The sequence below is a fragment of the Amycolatopsis roodepoortensis genome, from assembly GCF_024628825.1.
Taxonomy (GTDB): domain Bacteria; phylum Actinomycetota; class Actinomycetes; order Mycobacteriales; family Pseudonocardiaceae; genus Amycolatopsis; species Amycolatopsis roodepoortensis.
Genome location: NZ_CP102415.1, coordinates 8,834,258 through 8,854,741, shown reverse-complemented (window position 1 = coordinate 8,854,741; position 20,484 = coordinate 8,834,258). Strand labels below are relative to the sequence as shown.

The window sequence follows — 20,484 nt, the reverse complement described above, 5'->3', positions numbered from 1 at the left end:
TCAGGCCCGGCTGGGGATCACGAAGGAGAACTCTCCGCCGTCGACCAGATCGAGCAGCAGCCGGGCGGCGCGGCTCGGCGGCCGCTCTCCCCTGGTGGCGATGGTCAACGGCCAGGTGAGGCCGGGCTCGTCGAGCGGGATCGTCCGGACCTCCGCGAGCAGCTTGAGATCGGGCACGACCGCGACGCCGAGCCCCGCCGCGACATAGGACGGCACGGCGCGCAGGTCGGCGACCTCGACGATGACCCGCCGCGGCGCCCCGAGCGACTCGAAAGCGCGGTCCAGGGCCACCCGGTTGCCGAAGCCGCGGGGATTGTCCACGAACGACTCGCCCGCGAGGTCGGCCAACGTCAGCGAACGCCGTCCGCTCAGCCGGTGGCCGTCGGGCAGCACGGCGACGAACGGCGCCGAACCGAGCAGTTTGGCTTCGAGCCCCGCGAGATCGGATTCGGGCAAGCCGAGGAGGGCGACGTCGAGCCTGCCCTGACGCAGGTCCTCGGCCAGCCCGGTCGATCCGGTGATCGACACCGAAACACGCAGGTCGACCAGCGGATAGCGGCGGTGGAACGCGCCGAGCAGATCGGGCAGGTCGAGATCGCCGACGCTGGTCAGGGTGCCGATGCGAAGGCTGCCCCGCAGGCCGGCGGAGGCATCGGTGACCACCTCGCGTGCCCTGTCGAAGGCCTCCAGCGCGGCCTTCGCCTCGGGCAGGAACACCTTGCCCGCCGGGGAGAGCTCGACCCTTCGCGTGGACCGATCGAACAGCTTGACCCCCAGTTCGCTTTCGAGGGCCTGGATCGTCGCCGAGACGGTGGACTGCACCGCGTACAACCGCTGAGCGGCGCGAGTGAAGCTGAGCTCCTCGGCGACGGCGACGAAGCATTCGAGCTGGCGGGTCTCCACAGCATCATTATCGCATTCATCGATAACTGTGACCAGGATTGTTCGTTGGACTTGGATGATCCGAAGATTCACAGTGGAGACATGCTGAACAGCGTCGCCCTTCCCCGTCCCGCGTTCCGGCGGATCAGCCACGGTCGCGGTTTCTGGGTCATCGCGGCGGCCTACGCCGCCTCACTCGCCTTTTCCACCGTCCCCACCCCGCTCTACGTCCTCTACCAGCAGCGCGATGGCTTCCCGACCTACGTCGTGACCATCGTCTTCGCGGCGTACGCCGTCGGCGTGATGGGCAGCCTGTATCTCGCCGGCCACGTCAGCGACTGGCTGGGCCGACGGCGGGTGATCCTCGCCGCGACCTTGACCCAGGCGCTTTCCGCGACGCTTTTCCTGGCGTGGCCGGATGTTCCCGGGTTGATCCTGGCCAGGCTCGTCGGCGGCGCGGGCATCGGCGCGCTGACCGCGACCGCCACCGCGCACCTGTCCGAACTCCGCGCCGTCGCCCGGCCCCGGGAGGACCATGGCCGCGCGGGACTGATCGCGACCGTCGTCAACATGGGCGGGCTGGCGCTCGGACCGCTGTTCGGTGGCGTGTTCGCGAGCTATTCGGCCGAGCCGCTCACCACTCCGTTCGTGTTCTTCCTGGTCCTGCTGCTCGCCGCGGCCATCGCCGTCGCGCTCGTGCCGGAAACCGTGGAGCGCGCCGAAGAACGGCCCGCCTATCGGCCGCAGCGCGTCTCACTGCCGTCGAGCGCACGGCCCGCCTTCTTCGGTGCGGCGATCGGCGCCTTCGCGGCGTTCGCGATCACGGGCCTGTTCATGGCGCTGACGCCGACACTGCTGGCGCAAGGCATGCACGAGAGCTCGCGGATGCTGGCCGGTCTCGCGTCGTTCTCCGTGTTCCTCGCGGCGGCCGGGGCGCAGGTGCTTTTCGCCGGTCTGGCCAGGAAAACCCAGCTACAGCTCGGCCTCGGGCTGATGGTGAGCGGGCTGGTGGCGCTGCCGATCGCGGTGACGACGTCCCAGCTGTGGCTCTTCGTCGCGGGTGGGATCGTGGCGGGTGCCGGCGTCGGGCTGGGCTTCCGCGCCTCGGTGGCCACCGTCGCCGCCCTCGCCGAACCGCCGGTGCGCGGTGAGGTCCTCGCCGCCCTGTTCCTGGCCGCCTACGCCGGGCTGGTCCTGCCCGTCCTGCTCGTCGGGATCGCGCTGATCTGGCTGCCGAGCGCATGGGCGCTGATCGGATTCTCGGTGCTGGAACTGGGTTTGCTCACCTGGTCGGCGCCCAAGGTGCTGGGCTGACCGTCCACAATGGCGCGCCCGCGTGGTGACCCTCGTCAAACCGGCGAGCGGTCCGCGCGGGTGGTGTGCCATCCTGGTCGTGGAACCTCGTGATCGAGGTCCCCGGACGAGTGGGTGCCGTACCCGGCCAGCGACAAGACGGCGCTCTGGGAGCGCGTCATGTCGTGGCTTGTCCTGATCGTTTCGGGTGTACTGGAAGCCGTGTGGGCCACCGCCCTCGGCAAATCCGAAGGCCTGTCCCGGCCCGTACCGTCGGTGATCTTCGGCGTGACGCTGGTCGCCAGCATGGTGGGTCTCGCGTACGCGATGAAGGATCTCCCCGTCGGCACCGCCTACGCCGTCTGGGTCGGGATCGGGGCTTCGCTCACCGTCGCGTACGGCATGTGGTCCGGCGCGGAAACCGTTTCGGTGGCCCGGATCCTGCTGATCGTGGGGATCGTGGCCTGCGTGGTGGGCCTGAAAGTCCTGCACTGACCCCGTAACTCACGTGATCGGACACGTAACTCGCGTGCTTGAAGGCGTAACTCGGGTGTTGCGTGTCTGATCACGCGAGTTACGCCTTCAAACACGCGAGTTACGCCGTGAAGGGGGACCGCCCCCGACGCACGGACGACGTCGGGGGCGGTCGGTCCGGGCGCACCCCTGCGTGTGGCCCGGACGGCTAGGCGGTCAGGCGCGCGCCCAAAGCGCTGGGACGTTCGGCGGCTCCCAACCTGCCTGTGCTGTGTGGCCCTGCAGGGCCCGGTAAGTGGCACCGCCGTAGGTGACCGTCGCGCCGACGGCGTAGGTGGTGCCCGCCGCCCAGGTTCCGCCGGGCGGGTTGTTCGACGTCGTGGTGGTCGGCGTCGTGCTGGAGGGCGGGTTCGAACCCGAGGTCACCAGGCGCAGGTTGTAGACGCTCAGGATCTCCGAGATCGGCTGGAAGTAGAACGTGCCGCCCGAGCTGCAGTTGCCGGAGCCACCGGAGGTGACGCCCTGCGCCTGGTCGCCCGCGAGCCACGAACCGCCGGAGTCGCCCGGTTCGGCGCAGGCGTTGGTCCGGGTGAGACCGGAAACGGTGCCCTGCGGGTAGTTCACCGAGGCGTTCTTCTGCTGGATGGTGCCGCAGTGCCAGCCCGTCGTGGAACCGGAACGGCAGACCGAAGCGCCGATCGCGGCCTCCTGCGAACCCGCCACGGGCACGGTGCCCGGGTAGCGGTTCACCAGCGGACGCGGGGTGTTGCCCGCGTCCACGCGGACCCACCCGTAGTCGTTTCCGGGGAAACTGGAGCCCGCGACGCTCCCGCTCGGGTTCGACGTCCGCGTCCCCGTGGTCCCACAGTGTCCTGCGGTCACGAAGCCGCCCTCGACCGAGAAGCCGATCGAGCACCGTCCCGAACCGAAGGTGTAGGCGTTGCCGCCGATGACGTCGATCAGCGGGACCGGGCTTTCGGTGCTGGTCTCGACCCGCACGGCGTCGGCGCCCACGCCCGCCGCGGTCGCCCACGACTTCGCGGCCGCCTCGCCACCGGCGTTGGCCAGCACCACGACGGAGTTCGTGGTGGCGTCGACGTACCAGCCGGGCACGGTCTTCGGCGCGCTGGTTCCCTTGGTGTCCAACGACAACTTCGCCGCGTCGAGTTGCGCGGCGCTCCGCGCGACCGTCTTCGGGGTCGCGCCGGCCGCACGGACGACACCCTCCAGCGCCGCGTCGGTGACCGCGACGGTCAACGTGCTCCCGGCCGCGTCGAGCCAGGATCCGGCGTAGGACGAGCCGAGCCGCGACTTGAGGTCGCTGTCGGCGCGAGCGGCTTTCTGCTCGGTGGCGAGGCGGGTCCTTGCCTGATCCGGGCTGATCTTCAGGTCGCGCGCCAGTGCGGCGACGATCTCCGACTGGACCTGGTCGGCGGCAGGCACGTGCTGGCCCGCGCTGGCGCTCGGCGTCAGCGCGATGGCCGTGACCAGGCCCGCGCCGGTCAGGGCCGCCGCGGCGGCCGCTACGATCTTTCGGTTCATTTCAGGCGTTTCCTCACCGCGTTCCGGAAGAAGATCTCGTTCCAGACCGTACGAGGCACCCGCCATGAATGGTACATACCATTTAGGTCATATCCACCCCAGTGGACTGGACCTTTCGACCGCTTCCGCGCAGGTCAGCGCATCCCCGCGTCCGTGTAGTCCACGCCGTACCCCGGGTTCAACTCCAGGTACTTCGAGTAGGTCGGCCGCCGGTCGATCAGCTCGCCGTACACCGCGCGGGACAGGGCGATCATCTCCGCGGCGAAGGGGCCCATCTCCCCCCGCTCCGACCAGCCGACGAGATTCCGCCAGCTCAGCGGATTCCCCGCGATCGGGACCGCGACGATACCGGGGATCTCATGGAACAACGGCTGGCACAGCACAACCGCGTGTCCCGATTCGACCATCTCGATGCAGGTCAGCACGTCGGTTTCGTACAACGAACGCGGCGTGAACCCCGATCTGGCGCACGCGGAGGCGAAACAGTCGCCGAAACAGCCGTCACCCGGCGTCGCGCACCACCGTTCGTTCGCGAGCGCGCCGAGTTCGACCTCGGGCCGCTGCGCGCGCTCGTCCCGCGCCGACATCAGCACGAACACCGGATGATGCGCGAGCGTCCGCCAGCGGAGGCCGGGCTCCGGTGGTGGCGCGGCGTCACCGCAGACGCCGACGAAGGCGAAGTCCAGCGCGCCCTCGGCGGTCATGTCCGCGAGTTTGTTGGCCGACCACGACGTATGCGTGGCGACATGGATGTCGGGATGGGTGGTGCCGAGACGCTGCAGGAGCGCCCCGAGCATCGGCCCCGTCGCCGAACCGAGCCGCAGGGTCACCGGCTCGCCGGTACCGGCGTGCTGGGCGAGCCGTGCCGCCTCGTCGTGCAGCGACGACACGGCGGGGAGCACCATCTTCGCCCTGTCGAGGACGAGGAGGCCGAGCGCGGTCGGCCGGGTGCCCGTGTGGTCGCGCAGGAACAGCTTCCCGCCGAGGGTCCGCTCGATGCGCTTCAGTTGTGCTGTCAGTGCCGGCTGCGCCATTCCGAGCGTGTTCGCCGCCTTGGTGATACTCCCGAGTTCGGCGATCGCGCACATGATGCGCAGGTGGCGCAGTTCCAGCTCCATCCCTCTACGTTAGTAGACATAACTGGACTGGACCAGACAAACGATTGAGCCAAATGGCTTCGTATCGCTTGGTTCGGCGATGCCATCGATGTCAGGAATCCCGGACACGCCAGTGCTCCGGCCGATACTGTCACCACGGAACCGGCGGCGAGGGGAGTTCAGTGGCGGGCGAGCGTGGACGGATCAGGCGGGCGCTGGCGCGCGTGATCACCGACGACAACCTGGATCTGTACGTACTGGGCACCGTCGCACTGGCGTTCACCGTCCTCGGCGCGACCGGGATCTCGGACGTCAAAACGCTTTCGTCCGTGGTGACGGCGCTGCTCGCCCTGCTCGCCTTCTCCCAGATCCGTTCACGACGGCTGACCGAACAGGTCCGGGACGCCAACCGGGGCGGCCCGGCGTCGTTCTTCGAACCGGAATTCCCCGCGGATCTCATCTCCCGGCGTGCGGCGGCGTTCGACATCCTGCTCATCGGCCATTCGATGACCAGGACCGTGCAGGGTATGCGCGGTGACATCCGGTCGATCCTCGAATCGGGCGGACGGATCCGGGTGCTGGTGCTGGATCCGACCGACGAAGAGCTCGTCGCCATCGCCGATCGCCGGATCTCCCAGAGTCTCGGCCAAGGGCGGCTCCGGCAGCGGATCCTGGCGACGCTGGACGAGTTGACCTCCTTGAAGAGCAGGACCGGTGGCAGACTGGAGATCCGGGTGTCGTCGCGGATCTCGTCCGCGGGCTTCAACTGTCTCGACGTATCGGGCAAACGCGGGCTGATCTGCGTCCAGCACTACGAATACCGGCCGACCGGTGAAGCCGCGCCGGTGTTCACGGTGGAACCGAAGGACGCGCCCTGGTACCGGCACTTCGCCGACGAGGCGGAACGGCTGTGGGAGGACGGCACGCCCTGGCCGCTGTCCCCCGCGGACCGGATCGCCCGGGCGCGCCGTCCCGCGTTCAGCGAGGACTTCGGCCCCGCGCTCGCCGAGGCGATCGACGGCACGAACGAACTCCTGGTCACCGGGATGGCCCGCAACACCCTGGTGAACAACGGTTACGGCAGGCTCGAAGAGCGGTTGCGCGCCGGCGCCAAGATGCGGTTCGTGCTGATCGACCCGCATTCTCCCGCGATCGACACGGCCGCCTCCCGCTACTACGCCGTGCGATCCCCGGAAAGCGCGCGGGAGCGTGTCCTCCACACGCTGCGGGTGCTGGCCGAACTGAAACGCTCGACCGGCGGCGACCTCGCGGTCCGGCTCGTCGCGCATCCCATCGCCACCGGGGTCGTCGCCACCGGTTCGGCACTGTTCGCCGAGTACTACACCTATCAGGCCGCGGGTGAGCCGAAGTTCGTGCTGCAGCCCGCGGACGGCGCGGCGTACCGGACCTTCGCCGGCGAGGCGGAGGCGTTGTGGAACAGCGCGGCACCGTACGACCTGACCGTGGACGACGTGGAGACCGCGGGCAACTGAGCCGGTAACGGTTCGGGAACGGCGCCCGCCCCGGCCGATTCCACTCTCGTAGAGTGCCTTCTTCCGCGCCCAGGGGAGGGTTCGTGTACATCCACGCCAGACGCCGTTCCATCAGCTTCAGCGGCCGGACGGTCACCATCAAGGCCGCCGTCAAAGGGCTCAACACCAAGAAACACACGTTCACCGTCGAGAAGATCAGCGGGATCACGAACATCCCGCCGACGGCGTTCAAGCCGGGAAGACTCGTCTTCGACGTGAAAGGCGCTTCCAAGGCCGTCGTCGAGGACGTTCCGCTGTACGCCGACAAGGTCGACATGAACACCTTCACCTACGGCGGCATGGATTCCAAGCACGTGAAGGAGCTGGAGGCGGCGATCAGGAAGGCGATGAGCGGCTGACCGGGGTCACCCGGCGCCATCATGCGCCGAGGCGCGTCGCGAAAGCCACTTTCGCGACGTCAGATGTCTCGAAGTGGCTTTCGCGACACCCGTGGCCGGACGACAAGGCGATGAGCGGCTGAACAGCGGGTCAGTGCCTCTTCGACTTGCGGTTCAGGAACGCCGAGGCCCCGACACCGTGCGCGGCGACACTCAGCAGCACGGTCACCGCCATCACGCTCAACGCGACGTCCGCCGCGTCCCCTTCCAGTGAGTTGAAGGCGAGCAGGCCGAACACGATCGACGCCGCGCCGCGGGGGGCCAGCAGGCCGATGGTCATCCGGTCCTTCCACCGGAAATCCGTCCGCAGCAAGGTGAGCAGCACCGGGATCAGCCGCGCGACGGTCAGCGCGACTACGCTGACGAGCACGATGCCCCACGTGAGGCCGAAGGACAGCACCAGCACCGCGGTACTGCCGAAGACGAACCACATCAACAGTCCGCACAAGGAACTGACGTCCTCGGCGAGCCCGAGTTCGTCTTCGCTCGGATGCCGGGCGGTCTTGTAGGCGATCCCGCAGATGAACGCGGCGACGAAGCCGTTGCCGCCGATCGCGACGGCCGCGGTGTAGGTCAGCAGCGGCAAGGCGACGGCCGCGACCCGCGCGGAGTGCCTGGTCGACCAGCCGTGCCTGGTCGTCACGTTCATCGCCACCGCGGCCAGCGCGCCGATGACGGAGCCCGCCAGCACGGCCAGCAACGCCGCCGGGATCGCGGTCTGGAGCGCCTCCCCCGGCGTGTCCGCCTGGTGGTGACTCCCCGCGAGCGTGAGCGCGAAGATGAACACCGGGGCGACGACGCCGTCGTTGTAGCCGCTCTCGACGTTCAGCAGGTGCCGCACGCGTTCGGGCACCCGGACGTCGTGCACCACCGAAGTCGCCGGCGCGAAATCCGTCGGGGCGATGATGCAGGCGATCAGCAGGACCGCCGCCCAGCCGAGGCCCGGCAGCGCCAGGAGGCCTACCCCCATGACGATCAGGATCGTCAGCGGCAGCGCGATCAGCAGCAGCCGCACCGCGGTCTTGGCGTCGTGCCCGAGATAGCCGCCCTTGACCGCGGTGGCGTCCACGAACAGCAGCAACGCGAGGATCAGTTCCGCCGCGTTGAGCGCGATCTCGGTGTTGAGCCCGGTGCCGAGATCGTTGCGGGTGGTGAACCCGATCGCCAGCCCGGCCGCGACCATCGCCATCGGCGCGGTGATCTGCCACCGCTCCAGCCTGGCCGCCGTCATCGTCCAGGCCAGCACGACGACCGCGCCGACGAGCACGCTCTGGATCATCTTCCCGCCCCTCGTTCCCGGTGGACTCCCTTGCCACCGGGAACGAGTTTAGAGGCCGGGCCGGGTGCGACGGTCCACAAAGGAACGTCGATCACACCACCGCGCCGTTGTCGTCACGCTGTCGCGCGGGCGACGCCTTCCTGGCCGGACGTCCGGCCCCGGGCCACCGCTTGTCGAGCAGGATCGCGACGGGACCGGCAGTGGCCACTGTGGACACTGTGCCCGCGACGAGACCGAGCAGGAGCGCGAGCGCGAAGTCGGCCAGCGATCCGTCCCCGAGGAACAGCAGCGCCCCGAGGACGAACAGCACCCCGATGCCGGTGTTGATCGTCCGCGGCAGCGTCTGCAGGACCGCCGTGCCGACGACCCGCGAGAACGGCTCCTTGCGGCGTTGCCCCCGCACCTCCCGCACCCGGTCGAAGACCACCACCGAGTCGTTGACCGAATAGCCGATCACCGTCAGCAGCGCGGCGAGGAAGACACCGTCCATGGACTTGCCCAGCCAGGCGAAGATCCCGAGGATGATCAGGACGTCCTGCGCGAGCGCGGCCACGGTGGCCACGCCGAGCCGCCAGTCGAACCGCACCGCCAGGTAGATCAGCTGCGCCAGCACCGCGAGGCCGAGGGCGATCATCGCCTTGGTGCGCAGCTCGGCACCGAGGCTCGGGCCGATCTGCTCGTCGCGGATCTCGGTGGCGTCGCCCGCGACCCCGGCGACGGCGGTCCGGATCCGTTCGGTGGCGTCCTCGTCGATCGGTTCGGTGCGGACGGAGATGTCCTTCTCCCCGGACGTCTGCACGACGGCGCGGGGGAATCCGGCGTCGGAGACCGCGTCCCGGACCCGTTCGACGTCGGCGGGCGCCGAGGTGCTGTATTCGACGACCCGGCCACCGGTGAATTCGACGCCGAGGTTCGGCCCCGCCACGAACAGTCCCGCGATCGCGGCGATGACGACCGCGCCGGCGACCATCAGCCAGCGTTTCGGTTTCCCGAGGAACCCGGGGTCGCGGCGGTTCACCCATCGCCGGACGCGGCCTTCGTGGGTGAGCCCGGACCACCGCGGTCTGCGCGCGACCGGACCCCGCATCGTGAGGTGCAGCAGCAGACGCGTGAGCACGAGCGAGATGAACAACGCCACGACGACGCCGATGGACAGCGTCACCCCGAATCCGCGCACCGGGCCGGACGCCAGCCAGAACAGCAGGCCCGCCGCGAGCAGAGTGGTCACGTTCGAATCGACGATCGCCGACAACGCCCCGCTGAACCCGCGGCCCACCGACCGCGGCAGTGAACCTCCCCGTTTGACGGAGTGTTCCTCTCTCGCCCGTTCGAAGACGAGCACGGTCGCGTCGACGGCCATGCCGATCGCCAGGACGAACCCGGCGAGCCCCGGCAAGGTCAGCGTCGCGCCGACGGCGAGCAACGCGGCGTAGGAGACGGCGGCGTACGCCACCAGCGCGCCCACGGCGATCAACCCGGCCAGGCGATACACCGCGAGCAGGAACAGCGCGGTCAGCGCCAGGCCGATCACGGCGGCGCGGGCGCTGGCGTCGATCGCGGCGGCACCGAGCGTGGGCCCGACGGTGCGCTGCTCGATGATCTCGACCGGCGTCGGCAGTGCGCCCGCGTTGATCAGCAGCGCCAGATCCTTGGCTTCGGCCGGCGAGAACTGCCCGGTGATCTGCGTGCTCCCGCCGACGATCCCGACCCCGCAGGCGACCTGCGGGCTCACCTGCGGCGACGAGATCACCTTGTCGTCGAGCGCGATCGCCACCCGGCGGGTCGGATCACCCGGCGGTGAGCAGGCCGCCTGCCCGGTCAGCCGCTCCCAGGCACGGCCGGCGTCGCCTTTGAAGTCGACGGAGACCAGCCAGCCGCCGCCTTGGGAGTCGACCGACGAGAGCGCCTCGTCGACGCCTTCGCCGGTCAGCGCGGCGGGCCCCAGGGTGATCGGCTGCCCGCTCTCGTCGTTGAGGACGCGGGAGTCGCCGGACGCGGCGGCGAGTACGGGATGGAAGGACAGTTGCGCGGTGCGGCCGATCACCTCGACGGCCTCGCGCGGATCCCGCACGCCGGGCAGTTCGACGATGATCCGGTTGTCGCCGGAACGGGCCAGCATCGGCTCGGCGACGCCCAGCGCGTCGACCCGCCGTCGCAGCACTTCGAGTGTCCGGTCGGTGGTCTCGGCGTCGGCGGTGACGGTGGGCGAATCCTTGGTCTCCAGCACGATCTGCGTGCCACCACGCAGATCGAGCCCCAGTCTCGGGGCGGTGGTCAGCAACAGGTACACGGTCGCGGCGAGGACGACCAGCGAGACGACGGCTCGCCCGGTCATGCCTCGCCGCGCGGTTTCGCGCGGCACGAAGTTCTCCTTGGTGGTTTCCCGGTCCGGGCACGCGAATACGCGCCCGTCAGCGTCAGACGGCTGCCGGGAAAGGAGGAGCGCGATCCCCCAGCGCGAGGCGGTTCGCCGTGCGCGAGGGAGGGGTGACGTCTTCGTGGAGTTCGCTGAGGCGGAGCAGCGTCGTGGACGCCGGACCGTGCGGGACGGTGCCGAAGAGAGGAAGGTCACCGTGACCGTGCACACCCAGGAGGGCGGGTTCGGCGGCGAGCCTGCCCGCGGCGCGCACCGGCGCGACGGCCTTGGAGACCGAGGAGTCGATCGTCGCGTTCGCCCCGCGCGGTTCGCCCGCCGAAGCGGAACCACCCGAGTGGAGCGCGAAGAGCAGGCCGAGCGCGGTCAGCACGGCGGCGAGCAGTACCGGCACGGCCTGCCCGGCCGTCCTCCGGCTCTCCACCATCATCGACACACTCCCGGGGTCCTCGCCGCCACCCTACTGGGATCCGGCCAGCCGCCACAGGCGCGCGATCCCGGCGCGGACGCGGTCCTCCCCCAGCTCCGGCAGCAACGCGGTCAGATGCTCGGCGGCGAGCGGGGCCAGCAGCGCGTGCGCGGCGTGCTCGGGGTCGGGCGTGCCGTCGAGCAGGATCGCGACGTGCCGGTGCCAGAACCGGTAGGCCCCGATGCGATAACGCGCCCCCGGCGCGGCGGTCTCCGACATCCGTACCAGCGGAAGGTGTTCGAGCACGTAGTCGACGTACGCCTCGGCGAAGGCCACGAGCCGTTCGACCGGCGGAGCGCCGGGCCCCAGCGGGGGCGGGCCGTGCAGGATCCCTTCCTGGAGCAGGCGTTCCCGCGCGTCCAGCAAGGCGACGGCCAATCCTGCCTTGTCACCGAAGCGGCGGAAAAGCGTGCCCTTGCCCACTCCCGCGGCGGCCGCCACCTGATCCATCGACACCGCTTCGACGCCGTGCTCGGTGAACAACGCCGCCGCCGCGTCCAGGATCGCGGCCCGGTTGCGCGCCGCGTCGGCGCGCTCCTTGGGCGGCGGCGTGCGCAGAAGTTCCAGCGAGGTTGCAGAAGCGGACTGCGGTCCGTTATGGTCGTGAGGCACATCCGGACTATAGTCCGATTAACTGGAGGTAGCGACATGACCGCACTCATCACCCGTGACGAACTCAAGGCCGCGATCGACGCCAAGACCGTGACGGTGGTCGACGCACTGGGTGGCGAGTACTACGCCAAGCAGCATCTGCCCGGCGCCGTTCCCCTGGTTCTCGCCGATGTCGACGCGCACGCCGCGACCGTGCTGCCCGATCGTGGCGCCGCCATCGTCACCTACTGCTCGAACCCCGCCTGCCCGAACAGCGGCCAGGTCGCCGACCGGCTCACCGCCCTCGGCTACACCGACGTCCGCAAGTACCGGGAGGGCATCGAGGACTGGGCGGGCGCGGGACTGCCCCTCGAGTCTCAGTCCTGAGAAAGGACGCGTTTCCGCAGGGCCGGGACCCCGTCGCCGTCGAGTTCGTCGAGGTAGGCCGCCCGTCCGGTCATGGCCATGATCAGCGCCAAGGTCGTGCCCGAGACGAGCGGCCCGGCCCCGGTGTCGAAGGAGCCATCGGTGGCTCGCAGCCGGAGCCCACCGATGCGTCCCTTCGCGACCACCACCATGTCCGAGCCCCGGTAGTACCCGGCCAGCGCGGTGAGGACGTCGATCGGGTGATCGCGGCGGATCCCGAGAGGACGGCGGATGTCCTCGCCGTGCACGATCGTCTCGCCGAGCATCGCCATCTTCGGCAGGGGCGGTTTCGTCGTGCTGGTGACGACGCCGCGGAACCGCTCCAGCGTCTCGGCGCCGTCGTCCCCCAGCTGCTCGGCCAGGCGCATGGCGACCTGCTTGTCGAAATCCCACCGGCAGCGGATCACGCCCGCCATCCACCGCAGCGGGGTGAGACTCGCGGCCGAGGTCAGATGCGCGAGCACCTCGCGTACCGTCAGCCCCTCGCAGAGCGACGGTGTCCTCCACCGCTCCTCGGTGAGCCCCGCCAGGTCGTCCGCCAGTGCCGCCCGCTCGGCGTGGATCAGCGGCCAGACCTCGGTCTTCGTTCGTGAATCCGGCATCCGGAGTCCTTCCAGTAGTCGTCGTCGAAGGTGAGACTCCCGGCGCGGGGCGGAATCATCGGTACCTTGGAGACGATTTTCCTCAGCGGACGAGAGAAGGGCACCGATGATCCAGCGCTGGAATCCGGAGACCGTGGCGGCGCCGATCGGCCCGTACAGCCATCTGGTCCGCGTTCCCGCCGATCACGAACTGGTCGTCGTGTCCGGTCAGATCGGCGTCGGACCCGACGGCGCGCTCGCCGGACCCGACGCCGAATCCCAGACCCGGGCGTTGCTCGCCAACCTCGAGCGGCTCCTCGAAGCGGCGGGCGCCGGCCCGGAACACCTGGTCAAGGTGTTCAGCATGCTTTCCGGCACCGAGCACCTCGCCGGGTTCCGCACGGCGATGCGCGAGACCTTCACCCGCTGGTACCCGGACGCGGACTGGCCCGCCCAGTCCCTCATCGTGGTGGCGGCGCTGGCGAAGCCCGAACTGGTCGTCGAGGTCGAAGCGCTGATCGCGGTACCGAAGACCGCTTGACGGTCGCTACCGATGTGACATCGGGAACGAGTCGGCGGCGCTGCTGTTTCGCACAGACTGAACGCCCGATTGAGGTAACAGTGTCCGATTCCACCTGAGGTCGTGAGTGGTAAAGAGGGTTAGAACGAGCATTGCCACTCACGCCCCCCGCGCAAAGCGCTCAAATCGGGCATTGGACGAGCTCCAGCGTCCCTTGTGGACTGTTCAGACCAGGAACAGCCCCACAGGTCGATCTCCGGCTCGCGACACGACATGTTGCCTTACCGCCCGATAACCCGCATCGCCACTCACGACCCACCCGGGCCGAGCCGGTACTTTCGCGTGACTGAGCGGACGACACACGTGATCAGACGGACGACACGCCCGCGGTCGCGGTCCCACCACGTGTCGTCCATCCAGACACACGTGTCGTCCACCTGATCACAGGTGTCGTCCCTCCGGTCACGCGAAATCGCCCGCTGTCCTAGGACTCCCGGCGCCTCCGTCCGGCGAGGAGCAGCAACGCGCCGATGGCCAGCATGCCCAGCGCCAGCACCGTCATCGTCTTCACCGGTGAGCCGGTCACGGCCAGCCCGGGCGGACGCGGGGTGGTCGGCGGCTGCGGGTTCGGCTTCTCCGGCGGTTGCGGCGCCGGAGGCTCGGGCGGCACCCGGGTGTCGGTCCCGCAGTCCGGATTGCCCGAACCCGGCGGGCAGTTGCCGCCGGGGGTGTCCGACGTGACGACGTTGCGGAGGCGGTGGTCACCGGTCGCCGGCTTCCGCACGGTGACGGCGTAGGTGACGGTGGCCTTCTCCCCCGGCTTGAGCTCGCCCTTCCACGTCAGCTTCGGCGCGGAGTAGGTCACCGACCCCGTACTGGCCTTCGCCGTGCCGTCGAAGGTGGCGTCGTCCAGCACCTGGGTGAGGTCGTCGGTGAACGTCGCGTCGACGGCGGTCTGCCCGGTGTTCTCCACCGTGACGGTGTACGTGACGACCTCGCCCGGCTTCGCCTCCGCCTTGTCGACGATCTTCTTGATCTTCAGGCTGGACAGCGGCGTCGTCGTCCCGCACTTCGGGTCCTTGCTGCCCGGCGGGCAGTTGCCGCCCGGGGTCTCGGAGGTGACGACGTTGGTCAGCTTGCCGTCGCCGCCGGTCTTGGTCACCTTGACGCTGTAGGTGACCGTCGCCGTCTGCCCGATCTCCAGGTCGCCGGTCCAGGTCAGCTTCGGTTCCGCGTAGGTCACCGAACCGATCGTCGCCGCACCGTCCTTCTGGAACACCGCGTCGTCGAGCACCTCGGTGAGGTCGTCGGTGAACGTCGCACCGGTCAGCTTCGTCTTGCCGGTGTTGCGCACGGTCACCGTGTACTTCACGACGTCGCCCGGGTTCGCCGTGGCCTTGTCGGCCTTCTTCTCCAGTGAGATGCCGGGCACCGGGGTGACGGTCGCGCACGCCGGGTCGTCGGACTGCGGCGGGCAGGTGCCCGGGGTGTTGGTGCTGACGGTGTTCCGCAGTTCGTGATCGCCCGTCACCGGGTTCTTCACCTTCACCGAATACTTCAGCGTGGTCGACGCGCCCACCGGGAGATCGCCGGCCCACACCAGGTTCGGCGCGGTGAAGGCGAACTTCCCGGCGACCGGGGCCGCCACGGCGTCGTCGGAGTAGTCGGCGTCGTCGAGCACCTCGGACAGGTCGTCCGTGACCCGGGCGGCGTCCTCGCCGACCAGATCGACCTTGCCGGTGTTGGTGACCGTGACGGTGTAGGTGACGACGTCACCGGGGTTCGCGGTCTGCTTGTCCGACGTCTTCTTGACCGTCAGCTCGCGGGACGGCACGTCCGCGACGCAGTTCGGGTCGGTCGAATCCGGCGGGCAGTTGTTGCCCGGCGTGTCCGAAGTGACCACATTGGACAGTTTCTTGTCGCCGGGGTTCGGGTTCTTGATCTTGACCGTGTAGGTGACGGTCGAGGTCTGCCCGATCTCCAGCGTGCCGGTCCACGTCAGCTTCGGCGCCGCGTACGTGACCCCGCCGATCGTCGCCGCGCCGTCGTTCTGGTAGTCGGCGTCGTCCAGGACTTCGGTCATGTCGTCGGTGAAGGTGGCGTTGTCCTGCTTCGTCTGCCCGGTGTTGGTGACGGTGATCGTGTACTTCACCGTGTCGCCGGGGTCGACCGACTTCTTGTCGGCGGTCTTCTTGATGAGCAGCCCGGAGACCGGGGTGGTCGTGCCACAGTCCGGATCGGTCGAACCCGGCGGGCAGTTCCCACCCGGGGTCTCCGAAGTGACCACATTGGACAGCTTCTTGTCGCCGTCTCCCGGGTTCTTCACCTGGACCGAGTAGGTCACCGTGGAGGTGGCGCCGATTTCGAGATCGCCGGTCCACGTCAGCTTCGGTGCCGCGTAGGTGACGCCGCCGATCGTCGCGGCACCGTCGTTCCGGTAAACGGCGTCGTCGAGCACCTGGGTCAGGTCGTCGGTGAAGGTGGCGCCGGTCAGCTTCGTCTGACCGGTGTTCTTGACGGTGATCGTGTACTTCACGACGTCACCGGGGTTCGCGGACTGCTTGTCGACCGTCTTCTTGATCTCCAGGCCGGAAATCGGGGTTTCCGTGCCGCAGTCCGGATCCGTGGAGCCCGGCGGGCAGTTGCCACCCGGCGTCTCCGACGTGACCACGTTCTTGAGCCGGTTGTCACCGGTGTTCGGGTTCTTGACCTTCACCGAGTACGTGACCGTCGACGTGGCATCGACTTCCAGATCGCCGGTCCAGGTCAGCTTCGGTGCCGCATAGGTGACCCCGCCGACCGTCGCGGCGCCGTCGTTCTGGTAGTCCGCGTCATCGAGAACCTGCGTGAGATCGTCGGTGAACGTCGCACCGGTCAGCTTCGTCTGACCCGTGTTCTTGACCGTGACCGTGTACTTCACGACGTCACCGGGGTTCGCGGACTGCTTGTCGACCGCCTTCTCGATCAGCAGACCCGACACCGGCGTGGTCGTGCCGCACTTCGGATCCGTCGAACCCGGCGGACAGTTGCCACCCGGCGTCTCCGACGTGACGGTGTTTATGAGTTTCTTGTCGCCGGGGGCCGGATTCTTGACCTTCACCGTGTAGGTCACCACCGACGTGGCACCGATTTCGAGGTCTCCGGTCCAGGTCAGCTTCGGTGCCGCGTACGTGACGCCACCGATCGTCGCCGCACCATCGTTCTGGTAGTCCGCGTCATCGAGAACCTGGGTCAGATCATCGGTGAACGTCGCTCCCGTCAGCTTCGTCTGACCCGTGTTCTTCACCGTGACCGTGTACTTCACGACGTCACCGGGGTTCGCCGACTGCTTGTCAACGCTCTTCTCAATCAGCAAACCGGAAACCGGCGTCGTCGTGCCGCATTTCGGATCCGTCGAACCCGGCGGACAGTTACCGCCCGGAGTCTCCGACGACACGACGTTCCTGAGCACGTTATCGCCATTGTTGGGGTTCTTGACCTTCACGCTGTACGTGACCGTGGAGGTGGCACCGACTTCCAGGTCACCGGTCCACGTCAACTTCGGCGCCGCATAGATGACGCCACCGATCGTCGCCGCACCATCATTCTGATAGTCGGCGTCATCGAGAACCTGCGTCAGATCATCGGTGAACGTCGCACCGGTCAGCTTCGTCTGACCGGTGTTCTTCACCGTGACTGTGTACTTCACGACGTCACCGGGATTCGCCGACTGCTTGTCGACCGACTTCTCGATCGTCAGACCCGACACCAGCGTCGTCGTGCCGCACTTCGGATCCGTCGAACCCGGCGGACAGTTACCACCTGGCGTCTCCGAAGTGACCACATTGGACAGCTTCTTGTCACCGGGGTCGGGGTTCTTGACTTTCACCGAATACGTGACGGTCGACGTGGCACCGACTTCGAGGTCTCCGGTCCAAGTCAGTTTCGGTGCCGCATAGGTGACCCCGCCGATCGTCGCCGCTCCATCGTTCTGGTAGTCGGCGTCATCGAGAACCTGGGTCAGATCATCGGTGAACGTCGCACCGGAGATCTTCGTCTGACCCGTGTTCCGCACGGTCACCGTGTACTTCACGACGTCACCAGGGTTCGCCGACTGCTTGTCGACCGACTTCTCGATCAGCAAACCGGAAACCGGCGTCGTGGTCCCACACTTCGGATCCGTCGAACCCGGCGGACAGTTACCGCCCGGAGTCTCCGACGACACGACGTTCTTGAGCACGTTATCGCCGGTGTTCGGATTCTTGACCTTCACCGAGTACGTGACCGTGGAGGTGGCACCGACTTCCAGGTCACCGGTCCACGTCAACTTCGGCGCCGCATAGATGACGCCACCGATCGTCGCCGCACCATCATTCTGATAGTCGGCGTCATCGAGAACCTGCGTCAGATCATCGGTGAACGTCGCACCGGAGATCTTCGTCTGACCCGTGTTCCGCACCGTGACCGTGTACTTCACGGCGTCACCCGGATTCGCCGACTGCTTGTCCACGGCCTTCTCGATCAGCAGCCCGGAAACCGGCGTCGTCGTGCCACACTTCGGATCCGTCGAACCCGGCGGGCAATTCCCACCCGGCGTCTCCGTCGTGACCACGTTCTTCAACCGGTTGTCACCAGTGTTCGGGCTCTTGACCTTGACCGTGTAGGTGAACTCCGCGCTCTGCCCCGCCGCGAGCGTGCCCGTCCAGGTCAGCTTCGGCTCCGCGTAGGTCACCGAACCGGGCGACGCGGTGGCGTCGTTCTGGTAGACCGCGTCGTCCAGCACGCCGGTCAGATCGTCGACGACCTTGAGGCCCGCCGCGGTCACCTTTCCGGTGTTGGCGACGATGACCTTGTAGCGCACGACGTCGCCGGGGTTCGCGGATTCCTTGTCCGCGGTCTTCGTCACCGTGTACGACGGCGGCGGCACCTTGGTCTTCGCGCACGCGGCGGCGGGATCGTCCGGGCAGCGGTTGTCCGGTGGGACGACCGGCGGCGGCCCGACCGGGACGTTGGCGCGGTTCACCAGCTCCTTGCCGATGGCGGCCTCTTCGACCTTCACGCGCACCGTCAACGTGGCCGTCTCCCCGACGGCGAGGCCGTTCACGGCCCAGTCGATCGGCCCGGTACCGGACGCGGTGCCCTTCGACGGCGTGGAGGACACGTAGGTCGTCCCCGGCGGCAAGGTGTCGCGCACCGTCAGCGCGGGTACGGGGATCACCCCGGTGTTCCGCAGGGTCACCTGGTAGGTCAGGGTGTCGCCCGGGATCGCCTCGGCGAGGTCGACCGTCTTCGTCAGCTGGTATCCGGGCGAGGTGACCGTGTTCCGCACCGTGTTCGACGTGCGTTCCTGCGGCCGCCCGGTGTCCTCGCCGCGGAAGGTCAGCTTGGCGGTGTTGTCGAGTTTGGTGCCGTCCGGCACGGAAGCGCCGACCTTGACCTTGAAGTCGACCTTCTGCGCTTGCCCCGGCCTCAGGTTCCGCAGGTTGCAGGTGACCAGCTGGCCGACGGCCGAACAGTTCGGGTTGGATCCGGCCACGAACGTGACGCCGTCGGGCAGGGTGTCGGTGAGCACCACGTTCGTCGCGGTGTCGAGGTCGGTGACACTGCCGTCGGCGTGCCGGTTGGCGACGTCGAAGCTGTAGGTGACCTCCCCGCCCTTGGTGACGTAGCCAGGCGGGTTGTCGTCGGTATTGCCGACCGGGTCGTTGGCCTTGGTGATCTGGAGGTCGGGTTCGAGCGCGTCGGTGACGAGCCAGATCGTCTGCGGGTACAGCGCGTCGCCGACGGTGCCGATCTTCACCTGGAGCGCGGTGGTCCCCGCGGGGACCTTGCCGGTGATGTCGACGCTGCGGGAGTCGTAGCCGACGTTGTTGACCGGGTTGGGCACGCGCGAACTGACGTTGGTGCCCGAACCGGTGGCCGTGACCCGGTCGATCCGGCTGCTGAACGCGTTGTTGGTCGCCACGCCGCCCGGCGCGGGCATAGCGATGGTCTGGAGACTGGACGCGTCCGGGCCGACCTGGAGGTAGTCGCCGGTGATGGGCGCGTCGCCGTCACCCGCGACGATGCCGAGTTCGACGTTGGGCTGACGCGAGGTCGGCGCCTTGATGCCGCTCAGCGCGATGGTCGCCGAGCTGGGCGTGGTACCGCCGGCGACCCGCTGCAATCCGTCCCACACCTGCAGGTAGCGCAGCGGCTCGCTGGGCAGTTCGTACGCGACCACCAGAGACCAGCCGCCCCAGCAGCCGAGGTTGGTCCCGCTGATCGACTGGCCCTGGCAGGCCTGGATGTCGGCCACCGTGTACTGCCCGGTGCCGGCGCTCTCCACGAGAGACGTGACGTCGGCGGCGCCACCGTAGGCGTACAGGGTCGGGAACCCGCCCGTGGTGGTCGCGGGGAACCAGTCGTAGGTCTCGGCGGTGATCCGCTGATACGTACCGGAACCCGGGGCCTTCACGGAGACCTGGTTGCCGCGGCTGCCGTCGCCGGAGGTCCCGCTGCTGGCGACCGGGTTGAACTGCCAGTACAGGCGGGCGTTCAGCACCTTCGCACCGGCCGGGACGTTCAGGTCCGCCGCGGAGGCGGTGTTGCCGGGCGCGGCCGGGTCGGTCTTGATCCACGACACCGGGCTCGCGTTGCTCGTGGACTCGTTGCAGACCACGCCGACGCCGCACTGCACGACGGAGTTGGCCGCCATCGTGATACCGCCGTGCGCCAGCCCGGAGTACACCGGTTCCGGCCCGATCGGCCGTTCGGTACCCGCTCCGCGCGGCTGGATCTGGGCGTTCGCGGGCAGCGGCGCACCCATCAGCAAAGCCACGAGCGCCACCGTGAGCACCGCGATGCCCCGGCGCCACCGATTACGCCCCCGACGTTCCGCCATGCCGCCTCCGCCTCACCCCTCGCTCCCGTCGGCCCAGGTCAGGACAGCGGGGACAGCGAGCCCAAGTCGTGGTCATCCTGGGTCGGCTTGATCGTCGAGCACAACTGGGACCGGCGGTGTCGCCTGGATAAAACCCGTTGAGTGGCCCCGAAACCCCCGGACGG

General features: G+C 68.6%; 15 protein-coding genes and 1 riboswitch. Of the genes, 6 read left to right on the top strand and 9 right to left on the bottom strand.

The genetic code is table 11. The features are described from left to right. Window positions 1-903, bottom strand: a complete 903-nt coding sequence (locus tag NQK81_RS42465) for a LysR family transcriptional regulator (protein ID WP_257486001.1) — start codon at window positions 901-903, stop codon at window positions 1-3. A gap of 81 nt (window positions 904-984) precedes the next feature. On the opposite strand from NQK81_RS42465, the gene NQK81_RS42460 reads away from it, so the two are divergent. Further along, complete coding sequence (locus NQK81_RS42460) at window positions 985-2,196, top strand: MFS transporter (protein WP_257486000.1); 1,212 nt, start codon at window positions 985-987, stop codon at window positions 2,194-2,196. 79 nt (window positions 2,197-2,275) lie between these two features. Beyond that, window positions 2,276-2,344: riboswitch (guanidine-III (ykkC-III) riboswitch) on the top strand. Window positions 2,345-2,355: 11 nt separating this feature from the next. After that, window positions 2,356-2,670: a DMT family transporter gene (locus NQK81_RS42455; protein WP_063277207.1), complete on the top strand. Its 315-nt coding sequence runs from the start codon at window positions 2,356-2,358 to the stop codon at window positions 2,668-2,670. A 195-nt stretch (window positions 2,671-2,865) separates the two neighbouring features. Here NQK81_RS42455 and NQK81_RS42450 read toward each other — a convergent pair whose 3' ends face one another. Next, complete coding sequence (locus NQK81_RS42450; RefSeq protein ID WP_257485999.1) at window positions 2,866-4,191, bottom strand: alpha-lytic protease prodomain-containing protein; 1,326 nt, start codon at window positions 4,189-4,191, stop codon at window positions 2,866-2,868. Window positions 4,192-4,325: 134 nt separating this feature from the next. Further along, window positions 4,326-5,309 carry a LysR family transcriptional regulator gene (locus tag NQK81_RS42445; protein ID WP_034316722.1) on the bottom strand — a complete coding sequence of 328 codons (984 nt, stop codon included), beginning with the start codon at window positions 5,307-5,309 and terminating at the stop codon, window positions 4,326-4,328. Window positions 5,310-5,470: 161 nt separating this feature from the next. Between NQK81_RS42445 and NQK81_RS42440 the strand changes: the two genes are divergently transcribed. Beyond that, window positions 5,471-6,781, top strand: a complete 1,311-nt coding sequence (locus NQK81_RS42440; RefSeq protein WP_257485998.1) for a DUF5919 domain-containing protein — start codon at window positions 5,471-5,473, stop codon at window positions 6,779-6,781. A gap of 83 nt (window positions 6,782-6,864) precedes the next feature. After that, on the top strand, window positions 6,865-7,179 hold the full coding sequence (locus NQK81_RS42435; RefSeq protein WP_257485997.1) for a hypothetical protein: 315 nt from the start codon (window positions 6,865-6,867) through the stop codon (window positions 7,177-7,179). Between the two features lie 130 nt (window positions 7,180-7,309). Here the strand turns inward: NQK81_RS42435 and NQK81_RS42430 are convergent, their stop codons facing one another. The 4 genes from NQK81_RS42430 to NQK81_RS42415 all read right to left on the bottom strand — a co-directional run bounded on the left by NQK81_RS42430 (window position 7,310) and on the right by NQK81_RS42415 (window position 11,907). Then, window positions 7,310-8,497 (bottom strand): cation:proton antiporter, encoded by a 1,188-nt coding sequence (locus tag NQK81_RS42430; RefSeq protein WP_257485996.1) that lies wholly within the window; start codon window positions 8,495-8,497, stop codon window positions 7,310-7,312. A gap of 91 nt (window positions 8,498-8,588) precedes the next feature. Beyond that, window positions 8,589-10,859 carry a protein translocase subunit SecD gene (gene secD, locus NQK81_RS42425; RefSeq protein WP_257485995.1) on the bottom strand — a complete coding sequence of 757 codons (2,271 nt, stop codon included), beginning with the start codon at window positions 10,857-10,859 and terminating at the stop codon, window positions 8,589-8,591. Between the two features lie 55 nt (window positions 10,860-10,914). Next, window positions 10,915-11,301: a hypothetical protein gene (locus tag NQK81_RS42420; RefSeq protein ID WP_257485994.1), complete on the bottom strand. Its 387-nt coding sequence runs from the start codon at window positions 11,299-11,301 to the stop codon at window positions 10,915-10,917. A gap of 30 nt (window positions 11,302-11,331) precedes the next feature. Beyond that, entirely contained in the window at window positions 11,332-11,907 is a 576-nt protein-coding gene (locus tag NQK81_RS42415) for a TetR/AcrR family transcriptional regulator (protein WP_126734399.1), read from the bottom strand. Window positions 11,908-11,988: 81 nt separating this feature from the next. Between NQK81_RS42415 and NQK81_RS42410 the strand changes: the two genes are divergently transcribed. Beyond that, window positions 11,989-12,318 carry a rhodanese-like domain-containing protein gene (locus NQK81_RS42410; RefSeq protein WP_125682618.1) on the top strand — a complete coding sequence of 110 codons (330 nt, stop codon included), beginning with the start codon at window positions 11,989-11,991 and terminating at the stop codon, window positions 12,316-12,318. Here NQK81_RS42410 and NQK81_RS42405 read toward each other — a convergent pair. After that, window positions 12,309-12,959 carry a maleylpyruvate isomerase family mycothiol-dependent enzyme gene (locus NQK81_RS42405; protein WP_257485993.1) on the bottom strand — a complete coding sequence of 217 codons (651 nt, stop codon included), beginning with the start codon at window positions 12,957-12,959 and terminating at the stop codon, window positions 12,309-12,311. The two genes, NQK81_RS42410 and NQK81_RS42405, sit on opposite strands and share 10 nt — an antisense overlap. Window positions 12,960-13,065: 106 nt before the next feature. Between NQK81_RS42405 and NQK81_RS42400 the strand changes: the two genes are divergently transcribed. Beyond that, complete coding sequence (locus tag NQK81_RS42400; protein WP_257485992.1) at window positions 13,066-13,479, top strand: RidA family protein; 414 nt, start codon at window positions 13,066-13,068, stop codon at window positions 13,477-13,479. Between the two features lie 463 nt (window positions 13,480-13,942). On the opposite strand, the gene NQK81_RS42395 is transcribed toward NQK81_RS42400, so the two are convergent. Then, entirely contained in the window at window positions 13,943-20,320 is a 6,378-nt protein-coding gene (locus tag NQK81_RS42395) for a DUF7927 domain-containing protein (protein WP_257485991.1), read from the bottom strand. Window positions 20,321-20,484: the final 164 nt, after the last annotated feature.

Coding starts and splice junctions, on each gene's coding strand:
- NQK81_RS42460 (WP_257486000.1), top strand. CDS start 985: ATGCTGAACAGCGTCGCCCTTCCCCGTCCCGCGTTCCGGCGGATCAGC.
- NQK81_RS42430 (WP_257485996.1), bottom strand. CDS start 8,497: ATGATCCAGAGCGTGCTCGTCGGCGCGGTCGTCGTGCTGGCCTGGACG.
- NQK81_RS42405 (WP_257485993.1), bottom strand. CDS start 12,959: ATGCCGGATTCACGAACGAAGACCGAGGTCTGGCCGCTGATCCACGCC.
- NQK81_RS42410 (WP_125682618.1), top strand. CDS start 11,989: ATGACCGCACTCATCACCCGTGACGAACTCAAGGCCGCGATCGACGCC.
- NQK81_RS42400 (WP_257485992.1), top strand. CDS start 13,066: ATGATCCAGCGCTGGAATCCGGAGACCGTGGCGGCGCCGATCGGCCCG.
- NQK81_RS42445 (WP_034316722.1), bottom strand. CDS start 5,309: ATGGAGCTGGAACTGCGCCACCTGCGCATCATGTGCGCGATCGCCGAA.
- NQK81_RS42395 (WP_257485991.1), bottom strand. CDS start 20,320: ATGGCGGAACGTCGGGGGCGTAATCGGTGGCGCCGGGGCATCGCGGTG.
- NQK81_RS42455 (WP_063277207.1), top strand. CDS start 2,356: ATGTCGTGGCTTGTCCTGATCGTTTCGGGTGTACTGGAAGCCGTGTGG.
- NQK81_RS42420 (WP_257485994.1), bottom strand. CDS start 11,301: ATGATGGTGGAGAGCCGGAGGACGGCCGGGCAGGCCGTGCCGGTACTG.
- NQK81_RS42450 (WP_257485999.1), bottom strand. CDS start 4,191: ATGAACCGAAAGATCGTAGCGGCCGCCGCGGCGGCCCTGACCGGCGCG.